Origin of the sequence: Synechococcus sp. BA-120 BA3 (assembly GCF_034931285.1) — a bacterium.
Lineage (GTDB): Bacteria > Cyanobacteriota > Cyanobacteriia > PCC-6307 > Cyanobiaceae > Cyanobium.
In genome coordinates, this window is record NZ_JAYGHZ010000269.1 from 1 (window position 1) to 16,422 (window position 16,422).

General features: G+C 69.7%; 14 protein-coding genes. 7 read left to right on the plus strand and 7 right to left on the minus strand.

Annotated features, from left to right (window positions below):
• Nucleotides 1-684: 684 nt before the first annotated feature.
• Genes VB737_RS10165 through VB737_RS10185 form a run of 5 tightly spaced genes read right to left on the minus strand, consistent with a single transcriptional unit; the run spans nt 685 to nt 6,962 of the window.
• Nucleotides 685-1,506 (minus strand): inositol monophosphatase family protein, encoded by an 822-nt coding sequence (locus tag VB737_RS10165; protein WP_500312701.1) that lies wholly within the window; start codon nt 1,504-1,506, stop codon nt 685-687.
• Complete coding sequence (locus VB737_RS10170; RefSeq protein ID WP_500312702.1) at nt 1,503-2,897, minus strand: BCD family MFS transporter; 1,395 nt, start codon at nt 2,895-2,897, stop codon at nt 1,503-1,505. The genes VB737_RS10165 and VB737_RS10170 overlap by 4 nt, the downstream gene beginning before the upstream one ends.
• A gap of 6 nt (nt 2,898-2,903) precedes the next feature.
• On the minus strand, nt 2,904-4,580 hold the full coding sequence (locus tag VB737_RS10175) for a TolC family protein (protein WP_500312704.1): 1,677 nt from the start codon (nt 4,578-4,580) through the stop codon (nt 2,904-2,906).
• Between the two features lie 59 nt (nt 4,581-4,639).
• Nucleotides 4,640-6,034 (minus strand): TIGR03279 family radical SAM protein, encoded by a 1,395-nt coding sequence (locus VB737_RS10180; protein ID WP_500312706.1) that lies wholly within the window; start codon nt 6,032-6,034, stop codon nt 4,640-4,642.
• 55 nt (nt 6,035-6,089) lie between these two features.
• Nucleotides 6,090-6,962: an undecaprenyl-diphosphate phosphatase gene (locus tag VB737_RS10185; protein WP_500312707.1), complete on the minus strand. Its 873-nt coding sequence runs from the start codon at nt 6,960-6,962 to the stop codon at nt 6,090-6,092.
• Between the two features lie 95 nt (nt 6,963-7,057).
• Between VB737_RS10185 and VB737_RS10190 the strand changes: the two genes are divergently transcribed.
• The 3 genes from VB737_RS10190 (at nt 7,058) to nadB (ending at nt 10,104) form a co-directional block, all read left to right on the plus strand.
• Nucleotides 7,058-7,780: a DUF3120 domain-containing protein gene (locus VB737_RS10190; protein WP_500312709.1), complete on the plus strand. Its 723-nt coding sequence runs from the start codon at nt 7,058-7,060 to the stop codon at nt 7,778-7,780.
• Nucleotides 7,781-7,911: 131 nt separating this feature from the next.
• Nucleotides 7,912-8,289 (plus strand): photosystem II complex extrinsic protein PsbU, encoded by a 378-nt coding sequence (gene psbU, locus VB737_RS10195; RefSeq protein WP_500312711.1) that lies wholly within the window; start codon nt 7,912-7,914, stop codon nt 8,287-8,289.
• A 171-nt stretch (nt 8,290-8,460) separates the two neighbouring features.
• Complete coding sequence (gene nadB / locus VB737_RS10200; protein ID WP_500312712.1) at nt 8,461-10,104, plus strand: L-aspartate oxidase; 1,644 nt, start codon at nt 8,461-8,463, stop codon at nt 10,102-10,104.
• Nucleotides 10,105-10,131: 27 nt separating this feature from the next.
• Here nadB and VB737_RS10205 read toward each other — a convergent pair whose 3' ends face one another.
• Nucleotides 10,132-11,058 carry a vitamin K epoxide reductase family protein gene (locus VB737_RS10205; RefSeq protein ID WP_500312714.1) on the minus strand — a complete coding sequence of 309 codons (927 nt, stop codon included), beginning with the start codon at nt 11,056-11,058 and terminating at the stop codon, nt 10,132-10,134.
• Nucleotides 11,059-11,179: 121 nt separating this feature from the next.
• On the opposite strand from VB737_RS10205, the gene rimO reads away from it, so the two are divergent.
• Both rimO and VB737_RS10215 read left to right on the plus strand, forming a co-directional pair.
• Complete coding sequence (gene rimO, locus VB737_RS10210) at nt 11,180-12,574, plus strand: 30S ribosomal protein S12 methylthiotransferase RimO (RefSeq protein WP_500312716.1); 1,395 nt, start codon at nt 11,180-11,182, stop codon at nt 12,572-12,574.
• A complete protein-coding gene (locus VB737_RS10215) occupies nt 12,571-13,800 on the plus strand; it encodes an MFS transporter (RefSeq protein ID WP_500312718.1) in 1,230 nt (409 codons plus the stop codon). Before rimO ends, VB737_RS10215 begins: the two co-directional genes overlap by 4 nt.
• Here VB737_RS10215 and VB737_RS10220 read toward each other — a convergent pair.
• Complete coding sequence (locus VB737_RS10220) at nt 13,787-13,879, minus strand: cytochrome b6-f complex subunit 6 (protein WP_143594184.1); 93 nt, start codon at nt 13,877-13,879, stop codon at nt 13,787-13,789. The two genes, VB737_RS10215 and VB737_RS10220, sit on opposite strands and share 14 nt — an antisense overlap.
• A gap of 192 nt (nt 13,880-14,071) precedes the next feature.
• Here VB737_RS10220 and VB737_RS10225 point away from each other — a divergent pair, with 192 nt between their 5' ends.
• Together VB737_RS10225 and VB737_RS10230 are read left to right on the plus strand one after the other, a co-directional pair.
• Nucleotides 14,072-15,682, plus strand: a complete 1,611-nt coding sequence (locus VB737_RS10225) for a B12-binding domain-containing radical SAM protein (protein WP_500312720.1) — start codon at nt 14,072-14,074, stop codon at nt 15,680-15,682.
• A 62-nt stretch (nt 15,683-15,744) separates the two neighbouring features.
• Nucleotides 15,745-16,266: a hypothetical protein gene (locus VB737_RS10230; RefSeq protein WP_500312722.1), complete on the plus strand. Its 522-nt coding sequence runs from the start codon at nt 15,745-15,747 to the stop codon at nt 16,264-16,266.
• Nucleotides 16,267-16,422: the final 156 nt, after the last annotated feature.

Below are 16,422 nucleotides of genomic sequence, written 5' to 3' on the forward strand. Positions count from 1 at the left end.
GGATTTGCCTTCCCCATCCCCGCAGACTGGCGTCTACGACAATGTCTGGGCCACCAACGCTCTCGCGTTGGGTTCAAAGAGTGCACCCATCGCTTTCCGGTTGGCTCCCCTTTCAGAGAACCTCGCTCCCCTTGCGGGCAGCACCAGGACACGACACGTGACTTTCCCGAATCTCAGATCCGGTTCGCAACCGGTTGACCAACCAAAGGGCCTTCCACCAAACACGGGATCACTCCCATCCAATGGCGCCGCTCCAAACCTCGGGGCATCGTGAGAACGCTCCTCGGCTTCTTGATCGCTTCAACCCGTCGCTTCTTTCTTTTGACGGGACCTCACACCTCCACCGCTCTTCGTCAGTCGCTCCCCCTCTCAGAGAATCCCGCTCTGCCCATCCCTTCCAGGACGGCTCCCCTCCGCAGTAGCGAAGGACACAGGCGCTTCCAGGGCAACCACCTACACTCTCGCGCAACTGATACTCCCCTTCCGCAGCAACCGACGCAGTGGAAGCGTCAGTTCCTAAACTTTTTTGGTTGTCCAGGTTCGACCGCTCCACCCCTTCCGGGGCTCTCGCGGCGCGTCGCCTCCCGGCGACTCAGAAAACTTACAACACCGTCGGCTCGCGCCTCTCGATCCCGTAAGCCTGCTCCCCGCTCGAGCTCTCGCTCTCTGGGGCGCAGTCCAAAATCATATCACGTGCTTCGCGGGATGCTCGGTCTCCAGGGCTTCCGCCCACGGCATGAACCGCTCCAGCGTCTCCTGGCGGTTGGCCACGAGCACCGGGAAATCCGTCTGGGCCAGGTCCTGGCCGGGCTGCAGCCCCCGGGGGCTCGCCCCCAGCCAGCGCAGCGGACAGCCCAGTTCCTCGAGCACCAGCCAGGCTGCCGCCAGGTCCCAGATCTTCGGAGTGGCTTCCAATGCCGCCATGGTCTGCCCCATGGCCACCGACACCAGATTGAGACTGGCGACCCCCAGCAGCCGGATCTTGCCGGGGAACGGACGGTGGGGCAGCTTCTGCAGCACCCGGATCGAGCGGCTGCAGAGCGAGGCGCAGCCGGCGTTGTGGAGCTGCAGGGCGGGTGGTGGGATGGGCTTGCCGTTGCGCCAGGCCCCTTCCCCCCGAATGGCCACGATCCGTTGCCGCAGCGGCGGCACATCGAGGATCGCCAGGACCGGCACACCGGCCTCGAAGCGCGCCATCGAGATCGCCCAGTAGGGGATGCCGGCTGCGAAATTGGTGGTGCCATCGAGGGGATCCACCACCCAGTAGGCCGGCGTGGCGGGAACCTGCTGGCGGCCCTCCTCGCTCAGGACCCCCTCCCCGGGGAACAGCTCGGCCAGTCCCTCCACGAGGGTGGCGTCGCTCCAGCGATCACAGGCCGTGATGAAGGAGCCATCCGCCTTGAGATCCGGCTGGCTGTGGCCGAAGTCGGCCCGCTGGCGCTCGGCGACCCGGTCGAGCAGGGACTCCAGACGGGAATCGAGGGGGTGCGGGGTGAGGACCTTCATCCCATTTCCATCTCCATCACCTGGCTGAGGCTGCGGGAGGTGTCCTCCCGGAACTGGCGCACGTTGACATACCCCAGCAGCAGCAGGGCCGCCAGGGCCACCAGCAACTCGACGCCCAGCACCAGGGCGAAGGGTCCGTAGGGACCATCCCCCAGTGGCAGGGCCCGGCCGATGTCGTACAGGCCGCCGCCCAGGAGCTTGCCGATCGCCCGGGACAGGGCCTGGGCCAGGCCCCAGACACCGACGAAGGTGCCGGCGGCCTGGGGGAGGGTGAGGTCGAGCATCAGGCAGAGGGCGCTGTTGGTGCCGATGCCGGCCGCCAGTCCGAACAGCACCATCACGGCCTGCAGGAAGGGGATCCGGGCCGTCAGGCCCGCGACGAGCAGCAGCAGCAGGGACAGGGCGATCAGCTGGCAGCCGAGGCGGGCGGTGGCCATCTTCCCGAGCCGGGGCACCACCCAGAGCCCCGCGACCAGCAGGCCGACGAGGGTGCCGACGCCCCAGAAGGCGTTGAGCTGGGCGGTGGCGGCGATCGGCATGGCGAACACCTGGGCGCCGTAGCTCTCGAGCACCGGATCCTGCAGGAACAGGGCCAGGGTGAACAGGATCAGGAAGGAGAAGAAGATCAGCACCTGACGGCTGGAGGTGATCAGGCCCCAGGACTGGCGCAGGCCGATGGCATCCTCCCGCGGCACCAGCGTCCCGTCGCTGCGCTCCCGCAGGGGGGACTCCATCCCCCAGGTGGCGACCACCGTGAGCAGCATCACGACACCGGCCACCGAGGCCATGAAGCGGGAGAGCGTCGCCTCCAGCACCACCGGATCGCTGACCCCATCCAGGGAGCGCAGGCTCACACCGATGGACACCGCGCCGATGACGATGCCCACCGTGAGCATGCACCAGATGATGCCCACCGCCCGGGGCCGCTCCTGTTCGCTGGTGCGGTCGATCACCAGGGCGAGGTAGGGGGTGGTGGCCAGGGAAATGGCCAGGCCGTAGAGGGCGAACAGACCGCAGAGGGCCGCGATGCCGAAGGCGAGGCCGGGCTGGACGCCGTCCTCCAGCAGGCGCCCCACCCGGAAGATCACCGGCACCGACAGCACGGCCAGCAGACAGAAGGCCGCCGTGCCGAGCAGGACGTAGGGGACCCGGTGGCGGGAGGCCAGGGGGTGGGCATCGGAGATCTGGCCGAACAGCACCCGGGAAGGGGCCACGAACTGCTCGAAGGCCAGGGCGCCACCCACCAGCAGTCCGGGGAAGCCCAGTTCACTGAGCATGATCCGGTTGAGCAGCCCCGAGAAGATCACGGCCAGGCAGCCCAGGCAACCCTGGAAAAGACCCAGGCGCACCGTGGCGGGAAGGGTCAGGCCGGGGCGGAGGGGTGATGACAACGGGCGTCAGGACCCCGGCGGCATCGGCTGGGACCCGGCGGGGCTGCCCGCCCGGCAGGCCGGGATCAGGGGCTGGGGCTCCACGGGGATCTCGGAGGTGCCGGCCGCCCGCGGGCTGGTGGCCGGCAGAGCCTGGCGCTGGCAGAGGCCGACCTGGTCGAGGCCGGTGAAGCGCCGCAGGCGGGCCAGGGCCTTGTTGTAATCGGAGATGGCCGTCGACCAGCGCACTTCCGCCTGGGTGAGGTCGCGCTGGGTGTCGACCACCTCCCGCTGGGTGGTGACGCCGGCCTGGAAGCGCAGCCGGGCCAGCCGCAGCGATTCCCTGGTGGAGATCACCTCGCGGGAGGTGGTGGTGATATTGCGGTTGTTCTTCTCCAGCTCGTAGAAGTTCGTTTCCACCTGCTGGCGGATCGCATCGCGCTGCTGGGCGAACTCGAAGCTGTTCTGCTGGGCCACCTGTTTCTGACGGCGGTAGTTGGCCCGGGCGGCGCCGCCGTCGAAGATCGTCCAGCTGAGGTTGAGACCCACCGTGTTCTCCACCGACCAGCCCTCGTTGCCGAAGTTGACGCCGGGGGTGCTGCGGTTGGCGAACTGAACCCCCCGGGTGCGGCCGCCGGTGAGGCTGTAGGCGATGTTCAGGAACGGCTGGGCCGCGCCCAGGGCCGCGTTCGCCTCGCTGTTGGCGATCGAGATGTTGAGCAGGACGTTGTCGAGCTCCTCGCGGAAGGCGTAGGCGGCGATGATGCTTTCCTGCAGCGACGGCAGCCAGGAACCCACCACCCGCGACGGTTCCTTCGAGGTGGGGGTGACGTCCTGGGGCAGGTCGAGCAGGGCGGCCAGGGCACGGCGGGCGATCGCCTGGTCGGACAGACCCTGGGTGAGCACCTGCTGGTCGCGGGCCAGCTGGGTTTCGGCCTCCAGCACCTCCAGCTTGGTGGCCACACCGGCCTGGAAGCGGGCCTTGGCGTCCCGGAGGCTCACCAGCGACGAGCGCACCGACTCCTGGCCGATGCGGACCGTCTCATCGGAGACCTGCAGATCAAAAAAGGCCTCGGCCGCCTCCAGACGACGCGCCCGCAGGCCGATCAGGTACTGGTTCTTGGCCTGCTCGAAGCGGTCACGGGCGGCGGCGATCTGCGGGGTGCGCGTCGGGTTGATCAGGCCCCAGCTCGCCTGGAGCACGGCCGACATCCGCCAGATGCTGGTGATCGTGTTGCCGGGCTGCTGACCGGTGCCGGTGAAGGCGCTGCTGAACTGCTGGCCGCCGGTGTAGGTGGGCAGGCTGTTGGCGTTGAGCTGGATCGTGGGGTACCAGAGGGCGATCTGGGCCCGCAGGGCCGACTGGGCCTGCTCCACCTGGCTGGCGATCGCCTTGAGCTCAGGGTTGTTGACCTCGACCAGGGTTTCCACATCGGCCAGCCCCAGGGGGCGGAGCTCCCGGATACGCACCTGGGAGGGCTTGACCGGCAGGGCCAGGGGGTTGGGGGCCACCAGGTCCTGGAGAGCCGGGGGCAGCTCCTTGGCAGCGGGCGCCAGCACCGCGGGGTTGGACTTGGGCCTGGGACCCTTGACTTCAGGGGCCAGTGGCAGGGCCTGGGGGGCCGCAGGAGCGGCAGTGGCAGGGGTTGGCTCGGACTGGGACCGCGCCGGCAGCGCCTGGAGGCCGAACGACGGGAGCACCACCAGTGCCGCAAGCAGGAGTGGTTGGCGCCTCACGTTGGACCGTTCGCTTCAGCCAGAGCTTAAGCACCTCCCCGTGGGGTGCCGAGGCAGGCGGCCACCAGATCGTCCGCACCCCCCAGCAATCGGACCGGCACAGGCAGTTGTCGGCGCAGATCGGCGAGGGTGGTGTCGTCGAGAAACACCTCCTCCCCCTCCCGCAGCATCACCCGCGGCAGCAGCAGTTCCTGCCCCAGGTCGCGGCCGCGGAGGCCCTCGATCAGGTCGGAACCCGTGAGCAGCCCGGTGACCACCTGCTCCTGGCCCCAGTAGGGGCTGGGCAGTCCATGGAGGACCAACTCCAGCCCCTCGACCCGGTTGAGCCGCTCCACCACCGGCTGCAGGGCCTCGGCCACGAGGCGGCCCACCACCCAGCTGCAGCGGCGCGGGGCGGCGATGCCGGCGGGAAGCTCCCGGGTGGCGCCTTCCAGGTCCTCCAGAAAGGCGCGGATGCTGCCGACACCGTTCTCCTGCTGGGGCAGATCCTCGTAGCTGGCCCGCGGCGGCAGGGGCCGGCCGGCGATCAGGAACCACTCATCGGACAGCCAGGCGAAACGGCTGCCGGTGCGGACCTGGAAGGCGGGCTGAAGGCGCTCCACCCGGGCGATCACCTCGAGGGCCACCTCGCGATCGACCGGCCGGAGGGCATCGCCGGCCGGGCGGAAGCGCGTCAGACCCACCGGCACCACGGCGGTGGAGAGGACGGCGGGCCAGGGTCCGCCGGCGAACCGCGCCAGGTCGGTGAGGGTGCGCTCCAGGGCCTCACCGTCGTTGAGCCCCGGGCAGACCACCACCTGGGCGTGGATCTGGAGGCGCCGCTCGGCGAACCAGGCCAGCTGCTCGAGCAGCAGGGCGGCCCGTGGGTTGACCAGCAGGCGGCTGCGCAGCTCCGGATCGGTGGCATGGACCGACACGAACAGGGGCGAGAGGCGCTGCTCCTCGATCCGGCTCCAGTCGGCCGCCGTCAGGTTGGTGAGGGTGAGATAGGAGCCGTAGAGAAAGCTGAGCCGGTAGTCGTCGTCCTTGAGGTAAAGGCTGTCGCGGCGTCCCGGCGGCTGCTGATCGATGAAGCAGAAGGGGCAGTGGTTGTTGCACTGGCGCAGACCGTCGAACAGGGCCTCGCTGAAGCCCAGCCCCAGCCCCTCGTCCAGGTCCTTCTCCAGCTCCACCACGTGGAGGGTGCCGTCGGGGTCTTCCACCTCGAGCACCAGCTCCTCCTCCCCCTGCAGCACCTGGACGTCGATCAGATCCCGCGGGCGGATGCCGTTGATGCTGCGCAGGCGGTCACCCGGCTGGAACCCGAGCTCCTCGGCGATCGAACCCGGCTCCACCGTGGCCACAAGGGCGGGCCGGGGCTGGGTGACGGGCCCGGCGAGGGCGGTGGGCCCGGCGAGGGCTGCGGAGGGCTCCTTCCACACGGGTGGTGACGGCGGGGCGAGGGGACGTTGGCTCCAGTGTGGCGGTCCCGCCCCTTCAGGGGGTGGCAGCCTCCAGCCCCCTGAAGCCCAGCAGGATCACCAGGCCGAACAGCAGCCGGTAGCCGACGAAGATCCAGGTGCTGTTCTGCTGCAGGAAGCGCAGCAGCCAGGCGATCGCCAGCCAGGAGACCACCGCCGCCGCCGCGATACCCACCAGCATCGGAATCACGCCACCGGTCTCGACCGAGCCGAAGGCCGCCCGGAGCTCGACAAGTCCGGCCAGGGTGATGGCGGGAATGCCCAGCAGGAAGGAGAAGCGGGCGGCGTCGGAACGCTGCCAGCCATCGAAGAGCGAGGCCGTCAGGGTGCTGCCCGAGCGGGACACTCCGGGGATCAGGGCCAGGGCCTGGGCCAGCCCCACCAGCAGCCCGTCGCGGGGGGTGACGGCCTCCAGCAGGCGGCGGCGGCGGCCCACCAGCTCGGCCATGGCCAGCAGCAGGGCCATCACGATCGAGACGATGGCGATCGAGGTCAGGCTGCGCAGGGGGGAGGTCTCGTAACCGGGAAGCAGCACCTTGATCCCCAGGCCCGCCAGCAGGATCGGCACCGTGCCCAGCACGATGGCCACCCCCAGCCGGGCCGGCGGGTCGTTCCACTGGCCATGGCGGAAGGCCCGGGCCACCCCCGCACCCACCTCGGCCAGATCCTTGCGGAAATAGCCGAGCACCGCAGCGATGCTGCCGAGCTGGATCACGGCGGTGAAGGCCACCCCGGGATCACCCCATCCCAGCAACACCGGGACCACCTTGAGGTGGGCCGTGCTGCTGATCGGCAGGAACTCCGTCAGTCCCTGCACGACCCCCAGAACAAAGGCGTGCCAGCAGGCCTCGGCCAGGGGCAGGGCGGCGGCCGTGGCGACCAGCGGCATGGGGGAAGCCGATACTGCGGCTGACCCTATGGCGGGACGGGTCACGGAAGCACCCCTCCACCCCCTTAAGGTTGCACAACTTTCTTCACAACCAGGTGCTCGGGGTTCCGCCCACCCTTTCCGTCCGTTCCGAGGCCCTTCCGGTCCTGCGGCTCGGCACGCTTTCGGCCGCCTGGGTGCTGCCGCTGGCGGCCGCCCTGCTGGTCGCCGTGCCCGTGTTCCTGCAGGCCCCCTGGGTGCGCGCCGCACCTGTGGCGGCGACCCTGTTCACCATCCCCCTGATGGCCTTCGCCCTGCTGCTGGAACGCCGGGGCCAGGGGTCGTGGCCGCAGCTGGGCGTCCTGCTGGTGGGCTTCTGCGGCAGCTGGCTGGGCGGCTGCCTCTTCTGGGGTTGGTTCCGGCTCCATCCGGTGATGCATCTGCCGATCGAGGCCTTCGCCCTGCCCCTGGCGGTGGCGGGCCTCGGCGGCCGCTGGCGCCTGGCGGGCGCCTTCTATCTGGCCTCCCTGCTCGGCACCGCCAGCACCGATGGCGTGATGGCGGCCGCCGGCCTCATGGACCTCTGGCCCCGGGTGCTCAACGCCCCCCTGACCGAGGCCCCCCTGCTGCTCCAGGACGCCGCCCTGCAGGTGCTGCAGCCCTGGCCCCTGGCCCTGATCGGCCTGGCGGCGGGCCTGCTGGTGGTCCTCTGCCGCCGCCTCTGGTCGCTGGGTGGGTCCTGGAGGGTGGCGGCCGCGGCCGTGGGCACCACCCTGGCCGTTGACGCCCTCTTCCTCGGGGCGGCCCTGCTGGCCCCGCGCCTGAGCGGCCTGATCTGAAGAACTGCAAAAGCGCGCCCGCCGGCGCAGGGAGACCCCGGGGCCTTCTGTAACGTTGCTGGGGTGATCTGCAGATCACCCCCCTGGCCCTGCCAGGGTCCCCTGGTTCTATCCCCCTAAGGAGTGTCGTGATGAAGCGGCTGCTTGCCTGGTTGATGAGTGGTGTGGTCCTGGCCGGTCTGCTCGTGACCCTGCTTCTGCCCGGTGCCGCCTTCGCCGCGGAACGTCGCAACGAGATCGACGACAAGCTCGCCGAGAGCGTCGGCAAGGTGGATCTCAACAACGCTTCGGTGCGCCGGTTCCAGCAGTACCCCGGCATGTACCCGACCCTGGCCGGCAAGATCGTCCTCGGTGGCCCCTATGACAGCGTCGACGACGTCCTGGAGCTGGACCTGACCGACCGCCAGCGGGAGCTGTTCAACAAGTACAAGGACAACTTCACCGTGACCCCGCCGGCGATCGCCCTCAACGAAGGCTTCGATCGCATCAACGACGGCGTCTACCGCTGATCCTCCGGCCGGAGGCCTTTCCAGCCCCCTCAGGAACCGTCGTCACCAACCGCCGTCACCCCGGCGGTTTTTTTGTGGCCGCAGGGCCGCCGCGGGCCGTCCCATAGGCTCGGCTGCAGAAGGCACGGTGCGACGGGGTGAACCAGCCGCTTGGATGAGCCGGATCCGCGCATGGCACCCCACTGGGACGTGGTGGTGGTCGGCAGTGGTGCCGCGGGTCTGATGACCTGCCTGGAGCTGCCCCCCCAGCTGCGCGTGCTGCTGCTGAGCAAGTCCAGCTCCCCCCCGTCGGCCAGCCGCTGGGCCCAGGGGGGCATCGCCGCGGTGACCGGAGCCGACGACAGCTTCTCCAGCCACATCACCGACACCCTCAAGGCCGGCGCCGGGCTCTGCGATCCGGCCGCGGTCGAGGTGCTGGTGCGGGAGGCGCCGGCCTGCGTCGAGCGGCTCGTGCAGCTGGGCATGGACTTCGATCGCACGCCCCAGGGCCTGAGCACCACCCTGGAAGCGGCCCACAGCCACCGCCGCGTGCTCCACGCCCAGGACCGTACCGGGGGGGCCCTGGTGGATGCCCTGGAGCGGGAGGTGCGGCGCCGGCCCGGCCTGGTGCAGCGCAAGGGCATCCCCGCCCTGCAGCTGTGGGTGGAGAACGGCCAGTGCCTCGGGCTGCAGGTGCTGGAAGGCCACCGGCTGCGCTGGCTGCGGGCCGGTGCGGTGGTGCTGGCCAGCGGCGGCGGCGGCCATCTGTTCGCCCACACCACCAACCCGGCCCAGGCCAGCGGCGACGGCGTCGCCATGGCCTGGAGCGCCGGCGCCCGGGTGCGGGACCTTGAATTCGTGCAGTTTCATCCCACGGCGCTGATGCTGCCGGACGCCCCCCACTTCCTGATCAGCGAGGCGGTGCGGGGGGAGGGGGCCCGGCTCTTCGACGACGCCGGTCGCTCGCCGGTGGCCCGGCTGGAGGGGGGCGATCTGGCGCCGCGGGACCAGGTGAGCCGTGCCCTGGCCCGCTGCATGGCCGAGCAGGGGGTCACCCACCTGTGGCTCGACCTGCGGCCGGTGGGTCGCGAAAAGCTGGAACGCCAGTTCCCCACCATCCTGCGCCGCTGCCGGGAGCTGGGGCTGGCCCCCGGCGACGCCCCGATTCCGGTGGCCCCGGCCGCCCACTACTGGATGGGCGGCATCGGCACCGATCTGGAGGCCGCCACCAGCCTGGGGGGCCTGTACGCGGTGGGGGAAGTGGCCAGCACCGGGGTGCACGGGGCCAACCGGCTGGCCAGCAACTCCCTGATGGAATGTCTGGTCTTCGCCCGCCGCCTGCGCCATCTGCGGCCCAGCCCGCTGCCGACGGAGCCCCTCGGTGCCCCCTGTGAGGCCGCGGCCCTGAGCGCGGCCGAAGCGGGCACGGGCCCCGATGAGGCCACCCTGATCGCGGCGATCGCCGACCTGCGCCGCCTCTGCTGGCAGGTGGCCGGCGTGGAGCGCCGGGGCGTCGATCTCATCGGCGCTCTGCGGCGGGTGCGCAGCGAGCGCTCGGGCCATGAACGCTCCCCCCTGCTGCGCCGGGCCCACGATCTGCCCCACCACCAGGAACTGGCCCTGACGCCGGACCAGAGCCGCCGTCTGCTGCTGCTGCAGGATCTGCGCCAGCGGCTGGTGCTGGCGGAGCTGCTGATGGAGGCCGCCGCCTTCCGGACCGAGAGCCGCGGCGGCCATCACCGTACCGATGCCCCGGCGCCCCAGCCGTTCTGGCGGCACCACACGGTGCAGCTGCGGGGGCGCTCACCCTTCACCACCCCGGTGGGGCAGGCGTGAAGGGACAGGCTCGGGACTGAGGGCGGCTCAGTTGGCGATCGCGCCCTTGTAGCCGCTCAAGGCGGCCAGCTGGGCGAGGGTCTTCTGGCCGGAATCGAGCTGGCCCTTGATCTCCCAGGTGGGGAATCCCTGGATGTTCTTGCTGGCGCAGAGGGCAGCCTGATTGTTCTGACCGTCGGGGGCGCATTCGATGATCTTGAGTTTGGCGCTGGCCTCCTTGCCGAAGAGCTGCTTCTGGTCGTGGCAGTGGGGGCACCAGTAGGCCGAGTACATCACCGCGCCGGTGGCGGTGAGGTGGTCAGCGAGGGCGATCGTGGCCGGGGTGCTGGCGGTGGTGACCGGAATCGCCATCCCCGGGCCGGTGGCCGACTCGGGCCGGTTGAGGGAGGTGGCCCAGCCGAGGCCGATCAGGCCGACGGCCAGCACCGTGAGCACACCGCGGAACAGCAGGGCACCGGTGTCCTCCCATTCCCCACCGATCAGACTGAGCACGAACAGCGTCAGGCTGATCGCGGCCGACATCAGACAGAAGGTGCAGAAGGCCTTGATCTGGAAGGCCATCACCCCCACCAGGACGAGGCTGAAGATCGCCATGCCGGCGCTGAACAGGAACAGGCCCCACCAGCTGAGACCGTTCACGGACGTGCGGGCCTCGCCCTTGAGCAGCAGCGGCAGCACCGCCATCACCAGCACCGCTCCGTAGGCCAGGAAGCCGAACAGGGACAGGGGCTGGCCGAAGACCGTCCCCCAGGGGCTGTTGAGGACCTTGTCGCAGCCCTCGGCACCGCCGGGGCAGCTGAGGTTGCCGATCACACCCCAGCGGTTGAGGGTGATCGAGGCGGTATCGATCACGCCGATGGTGGCCAGAACGGCCATCACCACCCGCGCCCAGCGGCGACCCGGCTCGGGACGGCGGCGGCTCGTGAGGCGACTGGCGAGGCGAGTGGAAGTCACGGGGACCGACGAATCACACCGCGATTCTCGCAGCCGCGGGGGCTTGCATAGGGTGGAGATCGGCGTTGGCCGCCCGTCCCCAGCGGGCCGCAGGCCCGTCCCCCCTTCCGCCCACAGCACCATGCCCCCCCAGCCCGGCCGAGAACGGCCCACCGTGGCCTTCACCCATCTGGGTTGCGAGAAGAACCGGGTGGACACCGAGCACATGCTCGGCCTGCTGGCCGAGGCGGGCTACGGGGTGAGCGCCGATGAGAGCGACGCCCGGGTGGTGGTGGTCAACACCTGCAGCTTCATCCAGGACGCCCGCGCCGAATCGGTCCGCACCCTGGTGGAACTGGCGGAACAGGGCAAGGAACTGATCATCGCCGGCTGCCTGGCCCAGCATTTCCAGCAGGAGCTTCTCGATTCGCTGCCGGAGGCCCGGGCCATCGTCGGCACCGGCGACTACCAGCACATCGTCGAGGTGCTGGAGCGGGTGGAGGCCGGCGAGCGGGTCAACCGGGTGAGTCCGGTGCCCACTTTCGTTGGCGACGAGCACCTGCCCCGGTACCGCACCACCTCCGAGGCGGTGGCCTATCTGAAGGTGGCCGAAGGCTGCGACTACCGCTGCGCCTTCTGCATCATTCCCCGGCTGCGGGGCGACCAGCGCTCCCGCCCGATCGAATCGATCGTGGCGGAGGCCCGCCAGCTGGCGGAGCAGGGGGTGAAGGAGCTGATCCTGATCAGCCAGATCACCACCAACTACGGGCTGGATCTCTACGGCAGGCCCCGCCTCAACGACCTGCTGCGGGCCCTGGGGGAGGTGGAGATCCCCTGGATCCGGGTCCACTACGCCTACCCCACCGGTCTGACCGAGACCGTCCTGGCCGCCTACCGGGACGTCCCCAACGTGCTGCCCTACCTGGATCTCCCCCTGCAGCACAGCCACCCGGAGGTGCTGCGGGCCATGAACCGTCCCTGGCAGACCGGGGTCAACGGCGCCCTGCTGCAGCGCATCCGCGACCAGCTGCCCGACGCCGTGCTGCGCACCACCTTCATCGTCGGCTTTCCCGGGGAGACCGAGGAGCACTTCGAGCATCTGCTGGCGTTCGTGGCCGAGCAGCGCTTCGACCATGTTGGGGTGTTCACCTTCTCGCCGGAGGACGGCACCGCCGCCGCCGACCTGCCGGATCCCGTGCCCGCCGAGATCGCCAGCGAGCGGCGGGACCGGCTGATGGCCCTGCAGCAGCCGATCGCCGCCGAGCGCAACGGCACCTGGGTGGGCCGGATCGTGGACGTGCTGATCGAGCAGGACAACCCCACCAGCGGCGCGATGCTGGGCCGCTGCGCACGCTTCGCCCCCGACGTGGACGGGGAGGTGCACGTGAGCCCCGGCGAGGGGGGCCTGTGCGCCGCTCCGGGCACGATGGTGCCGGTGCGGATCACGGCCGCCGACACCTATGACCTGCGCGGCGAGGTGGTGGGGGCCGGCGCCATGGTGAGCGACGCCCTGGCGGCGACGCGGGGCCGGGCTTGAGTCCCGGCGACGGAAGCGGCTGGCTGCAGCGGCACCAGCGCCCCCTGTTCCTGCTCGCCTCCGGCCTCAGCACCACCGGTTCCTTCGCCGGGCTGACGGCCAAGGGCTGGATCCTGATGGCCGGCACCGGCAATCCGCTGCTGCTCGCCCTGCACTTCGCCGCCCTGGCGCTGCCGAGCCTGGTGGTCAGCGGCCGGGCGGGGGTGCTCACCGATCGGCTGGGCTGCGAGCGGGTGCTGATCCGCTCCCAGTGGGGCCTCTTCGCCGGGGCGGCCCTGGGGGCCCTGGCCATTCCCCTGCTCCAGGGAGTGGGCCAGGTGGTGCTGCTGTTGCTGAGCACCCTGGTGGTGGGCGTCTCCAGTTCCTTCGAGCTGACGGCCCGCAGCAAGTACTGCTCGCTGCTGGTGGAACGGCCGGAGCAGGTGGCCCCCTATCTGGCCAGCTTCTCGGTGGTGTTCAACGTCGGCAAGCTGGTGGGCCCTCCCCTGGGGGGCTGGCTGGTGGCCCTCTCGGGGCCCGCCATGGCCCTGGCGATCGATGCGGCCTCCTACCTGGTGCCGATCGCCACCGTGATCTGGCTGCTGAGGCCCCACCGTGAGCTGGAGCAGCGCAGCGCCGGGGGAGCTGGCGCCAGCCTCGGGGCCGCCTGGCGGGGCTGCGGACCGACCCTGCGCCACGTGCTGCGCTTCACCACCGTGGCCTGCCTGGTGGGCTTCTTCCATCCAGGCCTGGCCCCCCTGATCGCCGCCGAGGTGGTCGGGCCGTCGCCGCAGGCCCTCGGCCTGTTCACCAGCGTGCTGGCGGCCGGCAGCATCGTCGGCGGGCTGGTGCTGCAGCGCAACAGCCGCGCCCTCAGTGAACGGCCGGCGCTGCTGCTGGGTGGCTGTGCCGTGGCCGTGGCCGTGGCCCAGCTGGGAATGGCGTCGGTGTCCGGGGGGCCGGCCGCCCTGACGATGGCGCTGCTGCTGGGCGCCGGCACCGCCGGACTGCTGGCTGGATCGAACCTGATCCTCCAGGTCGGGGCGCCAATGGCCCTGCGCGGCCGTATGGCCGGCCTGGGGCAGATCGCCTTTCTGGGGGGCGGTGGCATCAGCGGCCTGGTGGCCGCCGGCCTGGCGATGACCATGGGGCTGCCCGCCACCTTCGCCCTGCTCGGCGGCCTGGGGCTGGTGGTGGGCGTGCTGGAGCTGGGGCGGAAAGGAGCGCTGCGGCTCAGATCAGCCTGATGCCCTTGAGCACGACGGTGGCCAGGAACGCGGCGGTCAGCCCGCCGCCGACGAGCGCCAGATAGATCACCACACCCACGGACGCTGCTGCAAGGAGTGGCCATCATTACAGCAGAGGATCCGCCCCCTTCCGGACCCAGGCCAGGGGAGGAGGGGGTAGAACCATCGGAGATTTACCGAAACCGCCTAGGGTTGCGGCGCAGCGGAACCAGCCCGAGCCCCTGCCGCAGCCGCGCTATCGCCCACGGACTATCCACCAAGCACCAGCAGCATGCGCACCCTCTTCATCTATCCCGAGTTCCCGAAGACGTTCTGGAGCTACGAAAAGATTCTCGAGCTGGTCAACCGCAAGGTTCTCCTTCCGCCCCTCGGGATGGTCACCGTCGCGGCCCTGCTGCCCCAGACCTGGGAGATGAAGCTGGTCGACCGCAACGTCCGCGAGGTGACCGAAGCCGAGTGGAACTGGGCGGAGCTGGTGGTGATCTCCGGGATGATCGTCCAGAAGGCCGACATGGCCGCCCAGATCGCCAAGGCCAAGCAGCGGGGCCTGCCGGTGGCGGTGGGCGGCCCCTTCGCCAGCTCCACCCCGGACGCCCCTGAGCTGCAGCTGGCCGATTTCAAGGTGCTTGATGAAGGGGAGATCACCCTGCCGATGTTCATCGAGGCGATCGAGCGCGGCGAACGCCAGGGTCGTTTCAGTGCCGAAGGGGAGAAGCCCGACGTCACCGGCACCCCCATCCCCCGCTTTGATCTGCTCGAGCTGGAGGCCTACGACTCGATGTCGGTGCAGTTCTCGCGCGGCTGCCCGTTCCAGTGCGAGTTCTGCGACATCATCGTCCTGTACGGGCGTAAACCCCGCACCAAGACCCCCGAGCAGCTGGTGGCGGAGCTCCAGTACCTCTTCGACCTCGGCTGGCGCCGCTCGATTTTCCTGGTCGACGACAACTTCATCGGCAACAAGCGCAACGCCAAGTTGCTGCTGCCGGAGATCAAGCGCTGGCAGATCGCCCACGGCTACCCCTTCAGCTTCGCCACCGAGGCCTCGGTGGACCTCGCCTCCGATGAGGAGATGATGCTGATGATGGCTGAGGCGCGCTTCGACAGCGTCTTCCTCGGCATCGAGACCCCCGACGAGGCCAGTCTCGAAACGGCCCGCAAGCTGCAGAACACCCGCAGCTCCCTGGAGGAATCGGTGGACCGGATCACCTCCTACGGCATCCGGGTCATGGCCGGCTTCATCATCGGCTTCGACGGCGAGAAGCAGGGTGCCGGCGATCGCATCGTCGAATTCGTCAGCCGCACCGGCATCCCCGCCGCGATGATGGGCATGCTGCAGGCCCTGCCCAACACCGGCCTCTGGCATCGCCTCGAGAAGGAAGGCCGACTGGTCCAGGAGAAGACCGACGCCAAGGGCGTCAACCAGACCAACCTGCTCAACTTCGTGCCCACCCGGCCGATCCGCCAGATCGCCAACGAGTACGTCGACGCCTTCTGCCGCCTCTACGAGCCGAACGCCTACATCGACCGGGTCACGCACTACTACCTGAAGATGGGTCAGCCCCGCTGGCAGCAGTACGTGCCGGCGGCGGCCTTCGGCAAGGCCAGCCTGCCCAGCTGGACCGATGTCCGTGCCCTGCTGATCGTGATCTGGCGTCAGGGCCTGAAGCGGGACACCCGCGGTCGCTTCTGGCGTTCCCTGTTCACCATCGCCCGCCGCAACCCCAACAACCTGGAGCAGTTCCTGGTCACCCTCGCCCACAACGAGCATTTCCAGGAATACCGGGGTGTGGTGACCCGCGAGATCCAGGACCAGCTCGCCGCGCTGCCCCCGGAACCGCCCGAGGGATCGCGCGAAGCCACCCGGGAGCTCCAGCCCGCCTAGAAGTCCAGCCAGCCGCGGAGCTGCCAGGAGTACGGTCCATCCACTGCATCCTTGACGCAGTGATGCAGCACACCCCCGAACGGAAGGGCCGAGTCAACCTCACTTCGGTCCTGGCAGTCGTCGCCGGCTGTGGCCTGCTGGGCCTGGCCCTGAGCCGCTGGGATCCCCTGGGCCCCCAGTCAATGATCTGCCGGCACCGGGACGATCCCACCGGACAGATCGACTTCCGGGTTGATGTGGGGCGGGGGGACGATCGGGTGCGCTTCGCCGACGGCCAGACCCTGCCGGTGAAGACCTCCCGCGACCGGATCACCTTTCTGGAAAAGGAATCCAACAACTTCCATCTCTCCGACAACGACGGCGATGAGGTGGCCATGGGCCATGCCCCGACCAGCCAGCGGCTTCCGGGCATCGCGGCCCAGAAGCCTCCGTTGGTGCTGCATCCGGACCAGCACCACGACGTGGAGCACCACACCACGATCGACCGCCGCACCCTCACCTTTGAGGAAACGTACCAGTACAGCTCTGCACGCCCTCGCGTCCGAAACACCCACGGCCAAATCCAAAGCCCATGGTCAGACTGAATTTGGGGAGGCCGGGCCATGACCGATGACATCTTTGGAGGTTCGACCCCGAAAGGAAACGTGGTTTGGGTTCCCACAGCGCTCCCTGCCCTGGCGACAACACTGCTAGATCCTCTACTGGTGTTGATCCCGATTAGGAAATTGTTCACTTTTTTG

Coding starts and splice junctions, on each gene's coding strand:
- VB737_RS10165 (WP_500312701.1), bottom strand. CDS start 1,506: ATGAAGGTCCTCACCCCGCACCCCCTCGATTCCCGTCTGGAGTCCCTG.
- VB737_RS10185 (WP_500312707.1), bottom strand. CDS start 6,962: ATGCCGCTGGTCGCCACGGCCGCCGCCCTGCCCCTGGCCGAGGCCTGC.
- psbU (WP_500312711.1), top strand. CDS start 7,912: ATGAAGCGGCTGCTTGCCTGGTTGATGAGTGGTGTGGTCCTGGCCGGT.
- nadB (WP_500312712.1), top strand. CDS start 8,461: ATGGCACCCCACTGGGACGTGGTGGTGGTCGGCAGTGGTGCCGCGGGT.
- rimO (WP_500312716.1), top strand. CDS start 11,180: ATGCCCCCCCAGCCCGGCCGAGAACGGCCCACCGTGGCCTTCACCCAT.
- VB737_RS10225 (WP_500312720.1), top strand. CDS start 14,072: ATGCGCACCCTCTTCATCTATCCCGAGTTCCCGAAGACGTTCTGGAGC.
- VB737_RS10230 (WP_500312722.1), top strand. CDS start 15,745: ATGCAGCACACCCCCGAACGGAAGGGCCGAGTCAACCTCACTTCGGTC.